This is a genomic window from Protofrankia sp. CiP1_Cm_nod4 (assembly GCF_982290645.1).
On record NZ_CEVIVC010000032.1, the window covers coordinates 22,899 to 38,131 of the forward strand.

The 15,233-nt window shown below is 70.4% G+C and carries 15 protein-coding genes and 1 pseudogene; 6 read left to right on the forward strand and 10 right to left on the reverse strand.

The window, feature by feature from the left end; genetic code table 11:
- Positions 1 to 8 precede the first annotated feature (8 nt).
- The 3 genes from egtB to egtD all read left to right on the forward strand — a co-directional run bounded on the left by egtB (position 9) and on the right by egtD (position 3,544).
- The gene (egtB, locus tag AC5LSR_RS08700; protein WP_493468340.1) at positions 9 to 1,496 is read left to right on the forward strand and encodes an ergothioneine biosynthesis protein EgtB; all 1,488 of its coding nucleotides are present in this window, start codon (positions 9 to 11) and stop codon (positions 1,494 to 1,496) included.
- 186 nt (positions 1,497 to 1,682) lie between these two features.
- A complete protein-coding gene (gene egtC / locus AC5LSR_RS08705) occupies positions 1,683 to 2,471 on the forward strand; it encodes an ergothioneine biosynthesis protein EgtC (RefSeq protein ID WP_250281532.1) in 789 nt (262 codons plus the stop codon).
- 47 nt (positions 2,472 to 2,518) lie between these two features.
- Complete coding sequence (egtD, locus tag AC5LSR_RS08710; RefSeq protein ID WP_250281530.1) at positions 2,519 to 3,544, forward strand: L-histidine N(alpha)-methyltransferase; 1,026 nt, start codon at positions 2,519 to 2,521, stop codon at positions 3,542 to 3,544.
- A gap of 120 nt (positions 3,545 to 3,664) precedes the next feature.
- Here egtD and ilvD read toward each other — a convergent pair whose 3' ends face one another.
- From ilvD to AC5LSR_RS08730, 4 genes are all read right to left on the reverse strand, one after another.
- Complete coding sequence (gene ilvD / locus AC5LSR_RS08715; RefSeq protein WP_250281528.1) at positions 3,665 to 5,515, reverse strand: dihydroxy-acid dehydratase; 1,851 nt, start codon at positions 5,513 to 5,515, stop codon at positions 3,665 to 3,667.
- Positions 5,516 to 5,662: 147 nt separating this feature from the next.
- A complete protein-coding gene (locus AC5LSR_RS08720) occupies positions 5,663 to 6,103 on the reverse strand; it encodes a hypothetical protein (protein ID WP_250281527.1) in 441 nt (146 codons plus the stop codon).
- A complete protein-coding gene (locus AC5LSR_RS08725; RefSeq protein ID WP_250281524.1) occupies positions 6,100 to 6,423 on the reverse strand; it encodes an antibiotic biosynthesis monooxygenase family protein in 324 nt (107 codons plus the stop codon). Before AC5LSR_RS08725 ends, AC5LSR_RS08720 begins: the two co-directional genes overlap by 4 nt.
- 199 nt (positions 6,424 to 6,622) lie before the next feature.
- Positions 6,623 to 7,102 carry a hypothetical protein gene (locus AC5LSR_RS08730; RefSeq protein ID WP_250281522.1) on the reverse strand — a complete coding sequence of 160 codons (480 nt, stop codon included), beginning with the start codon at positions 7,100 to 7,102 and terminating at the stop codon, positions 6,623 to 6,625.
- Between the two features lie 1,100 nt (positions 7,103 to 8,202).
- Here AC5LSR_RS08730 and AC5LSR_RS08735 point away from each other — a divergent pair.
- The 3 genes and pseudogenes from AC5LSR_RS08735 to AC5LSR_RS08745 form a co-directional block, all read left to right on the forward strand.
- Positions 8,203 to 8,406: a hypothetical protein gene (locus tag AC5LSR_RS08735; RefSeq protein WP_250281521.1), complete on the forward strand. Its 204-nt coding sequence runs from the start codon at positions 8,203 to 8,205 to the stop codon at positions 8,404 to 8,406.
- A 170-nt stretch (positions 8,407 to 8,576) separates the two neighbouring features.
- Positions 8,577 to 9,458 (forward strand): helix-turn-helix domain-containing protein, encoded by an 882-nt coding sequence (locus tag AC5LSR_RS08740; protein WP_250281519.1) that lies wholly within the window; start codon positions 8,577 to 8,579, stop codon positions 9,456 to 9,458.
- Positions 9,459 to 9,527: 69 nt separating this feature from the next.
- Positions 9,528 to 9,755: pseudogene (locus AC5LSR_RS08745) on the forward strand (tetratricopeptide repeat protein); the annotation flags it as partial.
- A gap of 164 nt (positions 9,756 to 9,919) precedes the next feature.
- On the opposite strand, the gene AC5LSR_RS08750 reads toward AC5LSR_RS08745, so the two are convergent.
- From AC5LSR_RS08750 to rpsF, 6 genes are all read right to left on the reverse strand, one after another.
- Positions 9,920 to 11,164 (reverse strand): ATP-binding protein, encoded by a 1,245-nt coding sequence (locus AC5LSR_RS08750; protein WP_250281517.1) that lies wholly within the window; start codon positions 11,162 to 11,164, stop codon positions 9,920 to 9,922.
- A gap of 224 nt (positions 11,165 to 11,388) precedes the next feature.
- On the reverse strand, positions 11,389 to 12,756 hold the full coding sequence (gene dnaB / locus AC5LSR_RS08755) for a replicative DNA helicase (protein WP_250281567.1): 1,368 nt from the start codon (positions 12,754 to 12,756) through the stop codon (positions 11,389 to 11,391).
- Between the two features lie 637 nt (positions 12,757 to 13,393).
- Positions 13,394 to 13,840 (reverse strand): 50S ribosomal protein L9, encoded by a 447-nt coding sequence (gene rplI, locus AC5LSR_RS08760; protein ID WP_250281516.1) that lies wholly within the window; start codon positions 13,838 to 13,840, stop codon positions 13,394 to 13,396.
- Between the two features lie 11 nt (positions 13,841 to 13,851).
- Positions 13,852 to 14,088 carry a 30S ribosomal protein S18 gene (gene rpsR / locus AC5LSR_RS08765; RefSeq protein ID WP_013875613.1) on the reverse strand — a complete coding sequence of 79 codons (237 nt, stop codon included), beginning with the start codon at positions 14,086 to 14,088 and terminating at the stop codon, positions 13,852 to 13,854.
- Between the two features lie 97 nt (positions 14,089 to 14,185).
- Positions 14,186 to 14,743 (reverse strand): single-stranded DNA-binding protein, encoded by a 558-nt coding sequence (locus tag AC5LSR_RS08770; protein WP_250281515.1) that lies wholly within the window; start codon positions 14,741 to 14,743, stop codon positions 14,186 to 14,188.
- Positions 14,744 to 14,756: 13 nt separating this feature from the next.
- Entirely contained in the window at positions 14,757 to 15,074 is a 318-nt protein-coding gene (rpsF, locus tag AC5LSR_RS08775; RefSeq protein WP_445548589.1) for a 30S ribosomal protein S6, read from the reverse strand.
- Between the last annotated feature and the right edge of the window lie 159 nt (positions 15,075 to 15,233).

The window sequence follows — 15,233 nt, forward strand, 5'->3', positions numbered from 1 at the left end:
AGCCGACCATCGACGGGATCGTCCGGGCGCTCGCGGACAGCCGGGCCCGCAGCCTCGCCTACACCGATCTCGGCGACGACGACCTGCGGCGCCAGCACTCGCCACTGATGTCACCACTGGTCTGGGACCTCGCCCACATCGGCAACTACGAGGAGTCGTGGCTGCTGCGGGCGGTCGCGGGCAGCCGGCCGCTGCGGCCGGGCATCGACGACATCTACGACGCGTTCCGCCACCCCCGGGCGGACCGGCCGGCTCTGCCGCTGCTCGGCCCGGCGCAGGCCAGGTCCTACCTCGACGAGGTGCGCGGCGCCGTACTGGACGTCCTGGCGCGGCTCGGCCCGGACGCGCTGCTGACACCGGCCACCTGGATGGCCAGCGACGGCGGGCCGTCCCCGCGGATGGCCGACATGGTCGGCGCGCCCGGGCCGGGCTCACGCGCGGCGCTGCTGGCCGGCGGGTTCGTCTACGGGCTGGTGGTCCAGCACGAGCACCAGCACGACGAGACGATGCTCGCCACCCACCAGCTCCGCGCGGGTGCCCCGGTCATCGGTGACCGGGCCACGCTGCCGCCCGGCCGGCCGGTGCCCGCGGCGGAGGTCCTGATACCGGCCGGCGAGTTCACGATGGGCACCGACGGCGACACCGCCGGCACGTCCTGGGCGTACGACAACGAACGCCCCGCTCACCGGGTGTACGTACCGGCGTTCTTCATCGGCACACTGCCGGTCTCCAACGCCGCGCACGCGGCGTTCATCGAGGACGGTGGCTATCACGACGAACGCCTGTGGCCGGCCGCCGGCTGGGCGTGGCGGTGCCGGGCGGGCCTGACCGCCCCACAGTTCTGGCGCCGCGAGGGCGGCACCTGGATCCACCGCCGGTTCGGCCGGGACGAGCCGGTCCCGATGGACGAGCCCGTCCAGCATGTCTGCTGGTACGAGGCGCAGGCGCACGCGCGCTGGGCGGGCCGGCGGCTGCCCACCGAGGCCGAGTGGGAGAAGGCGTGCGCGCACGATCCCGTCACCGGGCGTTCGCGACGTTTTCCCTGGGGGGACAGCGAGCCGACGCCGCGGCGGGCCAACCTGGGCCAGGCGGCCACCCGCCCCGCACCGCTGGGGGCGTACCCGGCCGGCGCGAGCGCGTACGGCGTCGAGCAGATGATCGGTGACGTGTGGGAGTGGACGGCCGGGGATTTCGTGGGCTACCCGGGTTTCCGGTCGTTCCCCTACCGCGAGTACAGCGAGGTGTTCTTCCCACCCGCGGCCGGCGCCGGCGAAGAGCCGCCCGCCGGGGCGGCCGGGCACGCCGGGGCGAACGGTGCCGCTGGGGCGGTCGGGGCGGTCGGGGCGGTCGATGTCACCGAGTACGCCGGGTTCAAGGTGCTGCGCGGTGGCTCCTGGGCGACGCATCACAGCACCGCTAGGGCTACTTTCCGTAACTGGGACCACCCGATCCGCCGGCAGATCTTCGCCGGCTTCCGGCTCGCGCGCGACGCCTGACAAACCGCGCCACCGTGGAAGCCAGCAGGCCGCGGGAGGTGCGGCCGCGCCTCCCGCGCACCCTGGCCACCAGATCCGGTCATCGAACCCGGCTACCGAACCCGGCCATCGAAGCTAACCATCGAAGCTGGTCACCGACGATGACGAGCAAAGAGCCCGATACTGAGGGAAGAAGGATGATTCCGGTTGTGTCGTCACATGGCGTGGCTGGGGACACCACGGACACTGGCCTCGCTCCTGCATGATCCTCCGCACGGCCTGCTGCGCCAGGCCTGGGAGCCGCGGCGGATGCTGCACGGCCGGATCAACGCCGACGGCTTCGGCGCCGGATGGTACGCCCCTGAGATTCGCACGGAGCCGGCCCGCTACCGCCGCGCCGTCCCGATCTGGACCGACGCCTCGTTCGCGTCCCTCGCCGGCGTGATCAGTTCGGGCTGCGTGCTGGCCGCGGTCCGCAACGCCACCGTCGGCATGCCCGTCGAGGAGACCGCGACCGCGCCGTACACCGATGGGCGGTACCTGCTCAGCCACAACGGACGGGTGGATCTCACGGTGCCGCTGGGCCTGCTGCGGGGCGCGCGGGGAGCGCCGGTGCCCGACTCGCGCTGTGACTCCGCGCTGCTGGCGGCCGTGGTGTGGCAGCGGCTGGCCGCGGGCGCGCGTCTCGCGGACGCCGTCGCGGAGGTCGTCGTCGCGGCGGGCAGGAGGGACGGCGCGGCCCGTCTCAATCTTTTGGTAACCGACGGATCGCAAATAGTGGCGACAACCTGGGGTGAAACCCTGTCGTACCGCGTGTCCGGCCGCGAGAACACCGGAATCGGCATCGAGGCCAGCACAGAGAGCGATATGGAGTCCGGCGGCGGAGTCGAGGTGGCCAGCGAACCCAGCGATGACGGAGACGGATGGATCGATCTCGATGATCATCAATTGCTCGTAGCTGACACACGCAATGTCATCGTCAGTAATTTGACCTGAGATTCAGCTACTCTCGGTTGCATTAACGCTCCCGGAGGTTACAGCTCATGACAGCGTCCAGCACCGGTCTCACCAATGTCGGTTCCGCCAGGGGCGATCTCGACCCGAAAATCGTCTTCGATCGGCATCTCACCGCGTCCGACCGGACCACGGCACTGACCAGGGACGTCGGCACCGGGCTCACGTCGAATCCGAAGGAACTACCACCCAAGTGGTTCTACGATGCCAACGGGAGCATGCTCTTCGACGCCATCACCCGGTTGCCCGAGTACTATCCCACCCGGGCCGAACGGGCGATTCTGGCCAGCCACGTCCGCGAGATCGCCGTGATGTCACGGGCGGACACCCTCGTCGAGCTCGGCTCCGGGACCTCCGCCAAGACCCGCCTGCTGCTCGACGCCCTCCAGCGCGGCGGCTACCTGCGCGGGTTCGTCCCGTTCGACGTGGACGACTCCGTGCTCTCCCAGGCCGCGGCCGCGATCCGGCAGGAATACCCGGCGGTGAGCGTGCACGCGATCGTCGGCGATTTCGAACGTCATCTCCACCTGCTGCCCGACGCCAGCCGCCGCCTGGTCGCGTTTCTCGGCGGGACGATCGGCAATCTCGCGCCCGCGGCCCGGCACACATTCCTCACCAGCATGCGTGCCCACCTGAAAAGTGACGACATGCTGCTGCTGGGCTGCGACCTGGTCAAGGATCCAGCCCGGCTGGTGGCCGCCTACGACGACAGCGCCGGCGTCACGGCCGCGTTCAACCGCAACGTCCTGTCGGTCATCAATCACGAACTCGACGCCGACTTCGACCCGCGCGGGTTCGCCCATGTGGCCCGGTGGGACGCGGCGAACTCCTGGATCGAGATGCGCCTGCGCTCCGTCCGCGACCAGCGGGTCCGTGTCGGCGCGCTGGGCCTGTCGGTGTCCTTCGCCGAGGACGAGCAGATGCGCACCGAGATCAGCGCCAAGTTCACCCGGGACGGCCTGGCCACCGAGGCCGCCGCGGCGGGCCTGGCCATGGTCCGCTGGTGGACCGACCCCGCCGGTGACTTCGGGCTCGCTCTCGCCGTCCCCGCCTGACAACTCCGGCCGGCAGGGCCCGGCAGGCAAGGACCAGCGCCTGCCGGGCTCGGCGGGCCGGGCCCGGCAGGCAGGGCCCGGCCGACGAGCCGGACCCGCTGACCAGGCGGCGAGCCCCGGTCAGCCGCCGGCCAGGGAGACGTCGCGGGCGCCACCGGTGGACGCCGAGGTCGCCATCGCCGCGTAGGCCCGCAGCGCCGCCGACACCGGGCGCTGGCGCTCCTTCGGCCGGTAGCCGCCGGCGGCCTCCACCTCGGCCCGCCGCGCGGCGAGCTCGTCGGCGTCCACCAGCAGGTCCAGCCGGCGGGCCGGGATGTCGATCTCGATGATGTCACCGTCGCGGACGAGCGCGATCGCGCCGCCGTGCGCGGCCTCGGGCGAGACGTGGCCGATGGACAGGCCCGCCGAGCCGCCGGAGAACCGGCCGTCGGTGACCAGCGCGCACCGCGGGCCGAGCCCGCGGGCCTTGAGGAAGGCCGTCGGGTACAGCATCTCCTGCATGCCGGGGCCGCCGCGCGGGCCCTCGTAGCGGATGATCAGCACGTCACCGGGAGTGACCCGCTTCGACAGGATCGCCTCCACCGCCTCCTCCTGGCTCTCCAGCACCAGGGCGGGGCCGCGGAAGGTCAGCCGGCCGGCTTCCACCCCGGCGGTCTTGAGCACGGCGCCGTCCGGCGCCAGTGACCCGCGCAGCACCGCCAGGCCGCCGTCGGCGGAATAGGCGTGCGCGACGTCGCGGATGCAGCCGGCGGCGGCGTCGGTGTCCAGCGACTCCCAGCGGGCCGTGGACGAGAACGGCTCGATCGTGCGCACGCCGCCCGGGGCGGCGTGGAAGAGCTCCACCGCCTCCGGTGCCGGGCCCGGCCGGCGGACGTCCCAGTGGGTGAGGAACTCCGCCAGGCTCGCGGCGTGCACCGAGTGGACGTCGTGGCGCAGCAGGCCGGCCCGGTCGAGCTCGCCGAGGATGGCCGGGATGCCACCGGCGCGGTGGACGTCCTCCATGTGGTAGTCCGAGCTCGGCGCCACCTTGCACAGGCACGGCACCGTGCGGGAGATCTCGTCGATGTCGTCGAGGGTGACCGCCACCCCGGCCTCGGCCGCGGCGGCCAGCAGGTGCAGCACGGTGTTGGTCGAGCCACCCATGGCCACGTCCACGGCGAAGGCGTTGCGGAAGGCCGAGGCGCTCGCGATCGAGCGCGGCAGCACCGTGTCGTCGTCCTTGTCGTACCAGCGCTTCGCGAGATCCACCACCGTGCGCCCGGCGCGGACGAACAGGTCACGGCGGGCCGCGGAGGTGGCGAGCGTGGAGCCGTTGCCGGGCAGCGCGAGCCCGAGCGCCTCGGTCAGGCAGTTCATCGAGTTCGCGGTGAACATCCCGGAGCAGGACCCGCAGGTGGGGCAGGCGGAGCGTTCCACCGCGTCCAGCTCGGCGTCCCCGACCGCGGGGTCGACGGAGGCCGCGATCGCGGAGATGAGGTCCAGCCCCGAGCGGACCACCCCGCCGCTGACGACCGCCCGGCCGGACTCCATCGCCCCGCCGGAGACGAACACGGCCGGGATGTTCAGCCGCAGGGCGGCCAGCAGCATCCCAGGAGTGATCTTGTCGCAGTTCGAGATGCAGACGAGCGCGTCCGCGCAGTGCGCGTTCACCATGTACTCGACGCTGTCGGCGATGATCTCGCGGGACGGCAGCGAGTAGAGCATGCCGCCGTGGCCCATGGCGATACCGTCGTCGACCGCGATCGTGTGGAACTCCCGGCCCACGCCGCCGGCCTCGGCGACCGCGTCCGACACGATCCGGCCGAGGTCGCGCAGGTGCACGTGGCCGGGCACGAACTCGGTGAAGCTGTTCGCGATCGCCACGATCGGCTTGCCGAAGTCGCTGTCGGTCATGCCGGTGGCGCGCCACAGCGCGCGGGCACCGGCCATGTTGCGACCGTGGGTGGTGGTACGGGAACGCAGAACAGGCATCGGGCAGTCCTCACGGCGATCGATCGGCGCGGACGTGGGTCACGCCGGGGCCGCGGGCACACCCGTACCGGGCATCAGGTGCCAGGCATCAAGCCGCTCGAAAGCCGCCGGAACCCGCCTGCCGGGCCCCACCCGTCCACTTCAAGCCTAACGCTCGTCGTGTTCGAAGCCGCGCGGGCCACCGCGGCGCGGCCACCACCGGCCGCCCAGCCCGCCGAAGCGGCCGGGGCCACCGGGGCCGCCATGGCGCAGCCGCCACCGCCGCCACTGGCGCTGGACCAGCCACACGACCACGAAGGACGCGGCCGTGCCCAGCAGCGGGGCCACATCGTGGTCGCGAGGGCCGGTCACGTACCCGACGGTCCCGTCGGAGTGCTGGACCCGCTGGCTCGTCCGCGTCCCGAGCACGAGCAGGAACAGGCTGACGACGGTGATGATCGCGTATCCCGTCCGGAAAAGGGTCTGGACGCCGACCCGGCGGCGCGCGACCGCGCCACGGAAGAGCAGCGCCGGGACCATCCAGCCCAGAAAGCCGAAGACGACCGCGAACACCGGCGCGAAGAAGAAATAGCTGGCGAAGGTGCTCACGACAGCTCGGTCACGTGCTCCACGCTCGGCGGCTGCGCGAAGAAGGGACCCAGCGCCGCCCGCCAACGGGTGAACCGGTCGGAGGTGCGGAAGGTCACCAGGTGCGCGTCCAGGTTCTCCCATTCGACGAACAGGACGAACCGGGACGGCGTCTCCACCCCGCGGGCCAGCCGCGCCGACCGGCAGCCGGGGCAGGTGGTGATCTCGGTAACGACGCGGCGGTAGGCGTCGGCGAACGCCTCCTCCTGGCCGGGCACGACGTCGAAACGGGCGACTTCCAGCACCGGCGAGCCCTGGGCGCCGTCCTCGGCAGCGGTCATGGCCCAAGTCTGGCATGCGCGGGTCCGGCCCGAGCGCTCCGGTCGCCCGAATCCCGGTCGCCCGGTCGCCCGATCCCCGGAAAACAGAAAAGACGCGGACGGAAGGCGCGGGCGGGTAGCCCGCCGTCCCCCGCCCACGCTTTCCGTCCGGGGCCAGGCCCTGCCCGGCCCCGGACGGAAAGGAGAGCCGCTTCTATGTTCAGGCATCCTTTCTCACGACCTGCTTTTCCCCCCTGGGATGGCCGGAGTTCTCCCGCGGGTGGCCGGAGTTCTCCCGCGAGTGGCCGGAGTTCTCCTCGGCGGGGTGGGCGGGCTGTCCGGCCGGCACCGAATCCGGCCGCTGCCGGCGGAGCCGGCGCCAGCCGGGCCGACGCTTGTCACCTGCTGGAACCAGCGCCGCGCTGCCCCGTAGCAGCCGCGGGCCGACCAGCATGGCGATGCTGGCTGTCACGCTCCGCGTGACATCGTCCGGCCCGGACACCGTGGCGGCGATGGAGGCAAGGCCTGCGATACCCACCGTCACGACCGCGAGGACGGCCGCGACCAGCAGCCGGCCGCTGACGAGCGCGATCCCGCTGAGCACCACGCCAATCATGATCATCGCGTTCGTGGACGGTAGTGTGATCGACTGGCTGCCGTCCGCCAGCGCCACTGCCGCGGCGGACACCTGGGTGGTCATCGCTCCTCCCGCCGGGGCTGGTCGACAACGTGGATCCGGAAGCTGGATACCAAGCGGTTACCTGTCTGGAACAGCGGACGCGGGAGAAGGACTATTGTCGAGGACGGTCCGTTCTCCCACCGGGGCCAACCGGGGTGCGGGTCAGACTGGTCCGGTTCGGCGGGCGGGTGCGCCAACACCCTCCCGCCGACCGCGCCGGGCGAGCTGCCCGACATGGTCGTTGTTTCCGAATAGATGCTCATTGCTACCTTTCCACATCTCTCCCGTGTCTCTCAGGAATCTCAGGACTCTCAGGAATCGTCTTGCGCGGCCGCGGGATCCGGGATCGCATGGACCGCCGCCCCGGTCCGCGCGGGCGCTGGCCGAAGAGCGCGCGAGTATGGTTCACCCCGCCCGCCCGAGGGCCTGGAAAGCCCGGAGACGACGAAGAGCGGCCCACCCCTGAGATCAGGTGAATCCGCCCACCGGGACGCGCCGGAGCGTCCTCATGCCATACGCATAATCAGGAGTGGCCCAGCGCCCGGCGGCCCTCGGATGAACCCGCGAACCGACACCTGATCAGGCCAGGGCATCGGTCTCGCGGTTCGCGGACTCTGCCTCATAGCGCCACATCCCTGAGAAGGAGGGGCCGCCTCGCTGCGGCGAGATGCCTCCACTATGCAGACCAAACTGTGGTAACGCAAGAACTATTCATGAAGATCGAACAATTCATAATCCACCCACCCACAAGGGCGGATGGATAAATGATCTTGATGATTCGCCGCTCCCACGCGCCCGCTCCCGGACCGGAGCCCAGTCGGGCAACCAGCCCAGCAGGCCGGCTAGGATGCTGGTCAGCCCCCACAAGAGGCGAGCCATTCGTCGATGCTCCAGTCGGCCAGCCCACCCGCATAGCCGACGACTCGACGAGCATAGACGACCCGCCGGCGTCCGGAGGAAGATGAGTAGGGCCTCCGCGACCCCGGGAGTCGGGAGCCCGGCCCCGCGGGCCTTGCGGGCTCTGTTCCCGCAGCCCCGGCGCGAAAACACGATCGCGCCGACCATGACCCGCCGGACACCGGGCCGTTCCGCCCTGCCCTTCATCGCGACCAGGAGCCACCGTGAGCACCAGCACGCCAGGTATAGTCATTGCTACATCCTGCGACTATTCGGGAAGTTGTCCAACCGTCTACCAGGAGGGCCCCGATACCGTCCTGGTACAGGGATACGTGGTCAACTCCGGTCACAACATGCCGGACGGCGAGTCCATGGTCCGCATCCCGGTCGCGCTCCTGCGCCAGGCCGCCCAGGCGCTCCAGGCCTGACCGGCCCCCGGCCAGCTCACCCACACGGCCTGAAGGAACCCCGCACACGACGAACCCGCGCACGAGCCGCCGCGGCGGCGCGAACATCACCCGTCACCGCGCCGCTGTCATTCCGGCCAGCCAGGGAGCTGGGCCGCTCGGATCTCCGGACCAACTCGGAAGGGTATGGCATGAGGAACCTCCCGGACGACGACGCGTCAGGCCGAGCGGCCGGGGCGCAGCTGGGAGCCGAACTCGCGGCCCTGCGGCACCGGCACCGGCTCAGCGGCCAGGAGCTCGCCGGCCGGACCGGGATGAGCCAGTCCAAAATCTCCCGGATAGAGACCGGCGCGGTCACACCCGGCCCTGACGACGTCGAGGCAATCGTGCGTGCCCTCAACGAGCCGGAGCCTGTGGTGTCGCAGTTCCGGCAGGCCGCCGAACGCCTTGTGTCCGGCGCGGACCCGGTCATCGACCCCAGCCCCTACATCGGCCGCTTCCAGCCCCAGTACCTTGAGCACGAGTCCGCCGCCCAGGTCGTCCGCTTCTTCCAGCCGACCCTCGTGCCCGGCCTGTTGCAGACGAGCGAGTACGCACAGGCGATCATCCTGCGTTTCTGCGAGCTGTTCGACATCGACTACCTCGCCGAGGGCGCCCAGGCGGTCGCCCTGCGGATGGAACGGCAGCGCATCCTCTACGACGAACGGCGGACCTTCTACTTCGTGCTGCTGGAGTCGGTACTCGCCTATCCGGTGGCGGCACCCGCGGCCATGATCGCCCAAATCGACCGCATCCGGGATCTCGCGGACAGCCGGCCGAACATCACCATCGCTCTGGTCCCCAACGGGACCGAGCTCGTGGTGCCGCCGTCCAGCAGCATAGAAATACTGGACGAGAACCGCGCGCTCACCGAGGCGATACTGTCCGTGGTGTCGCACAAGAAGCCCGAAACCGTCCGGGTTCTTCTCCGGATCTTCGCTGAGCTCGAGAGCAAGGCGACCACCGACATCAACCCGATCCTCGACCGCCACCGCCGCGCCTACATCGACCAGATCCTCTCCGAACAACGCTGACCACACGCCCCGGGCCCGGCAGGGCAACCGCCGCGAGCCCGGTGGCAAGGCCGTGCTGGGCGAAGCCCACTTACCCGACGCCGTCGTGTCCTCGGGCCCGACCACCCCGACACCCTCACCTCGGCCTACAACCTCGTCGTCTATCTGGGCAGACTCGGCCGATATCAGGATGCCCGCGCCCTTGGCGAGGACATTCTGGCCAGACGCCGCCGGATCCTCGGCCCTCGTCACCGCGACACCCTCGGCGCCGAGGAAGCCCTCCAATGGTGGATCCACCAGGAATCGGCTGCTGGATGATGGACTACTACCTTGCCCCGCGGCTGGCACCGAACGGAAGTGGCGCTGGTCTGTCCGCGACCGCCGCCGGCATCGCCGCTGCCGCGGACAACGAACCGGAGGAAGCCAACCGGCGGATGCGGACAGCGCCGCTACGAGCACCGGTTCTCTCCGTGAGGTGGCTGTCAGCCCCAGAGGGTGCTGATCGGCAGGGCGAAGACGCGGTCGTCGATGCGGAACGCGCGGGGGCCGGTATGCAGGACGGCTCCGGCGACGAAGCGCTCTTCGAGCTGGTCGCGTAGCCAGACGAGGTGGCGGGCGTCGGACGTGCTCGGCGCCGCGGTGGCTTTGATCTCCAGTGCGATGACCTGGTCGCCGCCGAGCTCGATCAGCAGGTCGATCTCGCGACGGCCGTCCTCCTGGCGCAGGTGATAGAGCCTGGGCTCCAGTGGGCTGAGGGCCAGTTCGGGACGGATCTGCGCGACGACGAACGTGTCGATGACGCGCCCGAGCAGGTGGCCGTCGCGCAGGACCGCGCGTGGCGTGGCCCGCAGCGCGGCACCGAGCAGTGACGAGTCCACGAGGTAGCGCTTGGGCCTCTTGACCAGGCGCTGTAGCCGCTGGGTGGACCATGCCGGTATCTGGTCGAGAACGAAGAGATTGGTCATGAGCCGCTCGTAGGCGACGACGGTCCGCCGGTCCAGGTTTGCGGCGCGCACGATGGTCTCGTCGGTCGTGACGGCGGCGGTGGTGAGCGCGAGGGCCTCGACATAGCGGCGGAGCCGGTCGGGGTCGCGGCGGGACTCGACGTGCTGGGCATCGCGGGTGACCAACTGGTCGAGGTAGCCGGTCAGCCAGGCGCGCCTGGCCAGACCGCTCAGGCGAAGGACGGTGTCCGGGAAACCGCCGCGTAGGGCGAGCTCGATGTAGCCAAGAAGATCTGGCGGGTCCGCGGGCACGGTGAGCGCGTCGAGTTCGGCGGTGGCCAGACGATCGATGAACAGTGTCCCGGGCGAGCGCCGATCGGCCTCCCTTACTGTGAGCCCGTAGAGGGGCAGCCGGATCACACGCCCGGTACCCGGCCAGGTCCGGGTCTCCAGGTCGGCCATGACGCTGCCGGTCAGCAGGAAGCGGCCCGGCCGGGGGTCGTCGTCGACCGCTCTCTTCACCGCGCCGAGGACATCGGGGACCTCCTGCCATTCATCGAGCAGGACCGGCTCGGGCAGCGCACGCAGCGCCGTGTCCGGATCGGCACGGAAGGCAGCGGCCTCGACTGGACGGTCGAGACGGACGGTGGAGCGGGCCAGCCGACGCGCGGTGGTTGTCTTGCCGGTCGCGCGGGGGCCCACCATCAGCAACGCCGGTAGCTGCGTCACCAGCTCCGAGAGCAGGGAGTCCACCATCCGCGGGACGTAGCCGGCAGCATCCATGATCTCAGGGTACCGATTTCCCGCAGCCTTGAATGCCGATCACCTGCACGCTTCAGTGCCGATCACCTGCGTCCTTCGATGCCGATCACCTGCATGTTTTGATGTCGATCACCTGCGAGGCCGGTAGGGGCGGGTCGATACGGGAGGGTGGAGCGGCGACTGGAGATCTTGAACTGATCGGTGGTGTGGAGCGTCGCGCTGTTCGGGTCAGCTGGCTGTTCGGGTCAGCCGGCCATGTCCATGAAGCGGGAGTAGTGGCCCTGGAAAGTGACGGTGACGGTGCCGGTCGGGCCGTTGCGGTGCTTGGCGACGATCAGGTCGGCCTCGCCGGCGCGGGCCGACTCCTTCTCCACGGCGTCCTCCCGGTACAGCAGGATCACGGCGTCCGCGTCCTGCTCCAGGGAGCCGGACTCGCGCAGGTCGGAGATCTGCGGGCGTTTGTCCGCGCGCTGCTCCGAGGCACGGTTGAGCTGGGAGATCGCCACCACCGGGATGTCGAGCTCCTTGGCGAGCAGCTTGAGCGAGCGCGATATCTCGCTGACCTCCTGCTGGCGGCTCTCGGTGCGCTTCGGCGAGGACATCAGCTGGAGGTAGTCGAGGACGATCATCCGCAGGCCGTTGCGCTGCTTCAGGCGGCGGGCCTTCGCCCGGATCTCCATCATGGTCAGGTGCGGGCTGTCGTCGATGAACAGGGGCGCGTCGGCGACCTCGCCCATCCGGCGGGCCAGGCGGGCCCAGTCGTCATCGGTGAGCCGGCCGGTGCGGATGTTCTGCAGGGACACCCGCGCCTCCGCCGACAGCAGCCGCATGGTGATCTCCATCCGGCTCATCTCCAGCGAGAAGATCACGGACGTCATGCCGTTACGGATCGACGCGGACCGGGCGAGGTCCAGCCCGAGTGTGCTCTTGCCGACGGCGGGCCTGGCCGCAATGATCCACAGTTGGCCGCCGTGGAGACCGTTGGTCAGCTCGTCGAGATCGTTGAAGCCGGTGGGGACGCCGGTCAGCGCGCCGTCGTGCCCCGCGATCGCCTCGATCTCCTCCAGCGCGGGGTTGAGCAGGTCGCCGAGGGGCGCGTAGTCCTCACTCGAGCGGCGTTCGGTGACCTCGTAGACGGCGGCCTGCGCGCGGTCGACCACCTCGTCCACGTCCTGGGCGGGGCCGTAGGCGAGCTGGACGATGCGGGTGCCCGCCTCGGCGAGACGGCGCAGAACAGCCTTCTCCGCGACGATGCGGGCGTAGTAGCCGGCGTTCGCCGCGGTCGGGACGCTGGAGATGAGGGTGTGCAGGTAGCCCGGCCCGCCGACGCGCTCGAGCAGGTCCCGTCGGGCGAGCTCGGCGGCGACGCTGATCACGTCAGCCGGCTCGCCACGGCCGTAGAGATCGCCGATGACGCCGTAGACCGTGCTGTGCGCGGGGCGGTAGAAGTCGCTCGCGGAGAGCACCTCGACGACGTCGGCGATCGCGTCCTTCGACAGCATCATGCCGCCCAGCGCGCTCTGCTCGGCGGCCAGATCATGCGGCGGCGTGCGGTCGAGCTCGACCGGCCCGCCGGAAGCGGCCCGGGCGCGGTCGACATCGGTCAGCGTCATGGCCGTGACCCCGTCATGATCGTGGCCCCCGTCATGCCTGCCCCTCTCCCGCGCGTCACAGTCCCGCGCAGTACGGTCCCGCGCAGTGCCGTCCCGCGCGGTACAGTTCCACACCACACCGTAGTCGAACATATGTTCGCCTACGGTGGTGGCCCCGTCAATCCTCGAGAGGTGTCTCGTCGAGCACTCCACCGGGCGTCGACTGTATGAGCGGGCCCGGCCGGCAGCCAAAAAGTTATCCACAGGCTCTGTGGATAACTTTGTGTACAACCCCGGAAAGGCTGGGGAAATCGCTGGGACAAGCCCGTCGGGGCTGTGGACAACCAGTCGGCGCCGGCGTCGACTGTGCTGCTATCAGCGCAGGAAGGGCGTCATCACCGTCCATCCCCTGTGGATGGAAGAAATTCGACGACGAATCGTACGCGGACCCCCGAACCGGCCTCCGCACGTCCAGCCGCCTGACGTCCAGCCGCCTGACGGTCAGCCGCCCAGGAAGCACAACGGGTGACCGCGACGCCGGCATCGGCCGGCCCAGCAGGAGCGTGCGCGCCCAAGGCAAAGGCCACGCGACAGAGATCATCGCGTGGCCTTTGCCCGTGCCCGCCCCGTCAGGGCGCCGGCCGCGGGCGGGCGGTCATCAGGCGGAGACGACGTCCAGCTTGACGGTCGCCACGACCTCCTGGTGCAGATGCACCGACACGGTGTGGGACCCGAGCGCCTTGATCGGCGAGGGCAGCTCGACCCGTCGACGGTCCAGGTCCGGGCCGCCGGCGGCGGCCACGGCCGCCACCACGTCCGCCGCTGTCACCGAACCGAACAGCCGGCCCTCCTTGCCCGCCCGGCTGACCAGCCGGATCGGCAGGGTAGCGAGCTGGCCGGCGATCTCCTTCGCCTGCCCGAGATCGCGTATCTCCCGGGCCGACCGGGCCCGACGGATCTGCTCGATCTGCTTCTCGGCGCCCCGGGTGGCCACGATCGCGTACCGGCGGGGAATGAGGTAGTTGCGCCCGTACCCCGCAGCGACCTGGACCGTGTCACCCGGGCTGCCGAGGCCGGGCACCTCATGGGTGAGGATGAGCTTCATCGTCATCCTCCTCAGCGGGCCGTCGAGGTGTAGGGCAGCAGGGCCATCTCCCGGCTGTTCTTCACCGCGATCGCGATGTCACGCTGGTGCTGGCTGCAGTTGCCGGTCACCCGCCGAGCGCGGATCTTGCCACGGTCGGAGATGAACTTCCGCAGCAGCGAGGTGTCCTTGTAGTCGATGTAGTCGGTCTTGTCCTTGCAGAACACGCAAACCTTCTTCTTCGGCTTGCGCACGGCCGCCTTGGCCATCGTGCACTCCTATGTCATGGCTTCGTCCCGGCGTCAGGGCCTCGGCCCGACGCCGGTGGGCTCGGCCCCGGTCAGGCGCTGCTGGGGATCGGCCGGATCAGAACGGGGGCTCCTCGGAGTAGCCGCCGGGCGACGCCGACCACGGGTCGTCGGCAGGCCCGCCGCCGTACCCCGAGCCGCCACCGGACGGCCCGCCGTAGCCACCGCCCGCGGGCGGCCCTCCGGACGCCGGCGGCCCACCGTATCCGCCAGGCTGCCCACCGTATCCGCCGCCGGCAGGGCCACCGCCACGACCGGCCTTGACGACCTTGGCGGTGGCGTACCGCAGCGACGGGCCGATCTCGTCGACGTCCAGCTCGACCACGGTCCGCTTCTCGCCCTCGCGGGTCTCGAACGACCGCTGCTTGAGCCGGCCCTGGACGATGACCCGGGCGCCCTTCTGCAACGACTCCGCGACATGCTCGGCGGCCTGCCGCCAGATGGAGCAGCGCAGGAACAGCGCGTCCCCGTCCTTCCACTCGTTGGTGGCCCGGTCGAGGGTGCGCGGGGTCGAGGCGACGGTGAAGCTGGCGACGGCCGCGCCGTTGGGCGTGAAACGGAGCTCGGGATCGTTCGTCAGGTTCCCGACCACCGTGATGACTGTCTCACCGGCCATGGGGCCGCTCCCTTCAGGCCGCGGCCCGCCGCCGCGGCTTCTTCTCGGGCAGCCGGATCACCTTGGTACGGATCACCGATTCGTTGAGGACGAGTTGACGGTCGAGTTCGGCGACGACGTCCGGCTCGGCGTGCAGGTCGATAATGGCGTAAATGCCCTCGAAACTCTTGCGGATCTCGTAGGCGAGCCGGCGGCGGCCCCAGACGTCGACCTTCTCCACCACGCCGCCGCCGGAGCGGACGACGGTCAGGTACTGGTCGAGGGACGGCGCCACCGTGCGATCCTCAAGATCCGGCTCGAGGATCACCATCAGTTCGTAATGCCGTGGCAAGGGTGAACCCACCTCCTGTGGACTCGGGCGGCCACGGAGGGTTCCGTGGCAGGAGGGACAATGCCGCACACGGCCGGACGCGGAGCGGACCCGCGTGGACCGACCAGCGGCAACGTCGCAAACACTACTCGATACCGTCCGGCCCGATCCCGCCCGGTC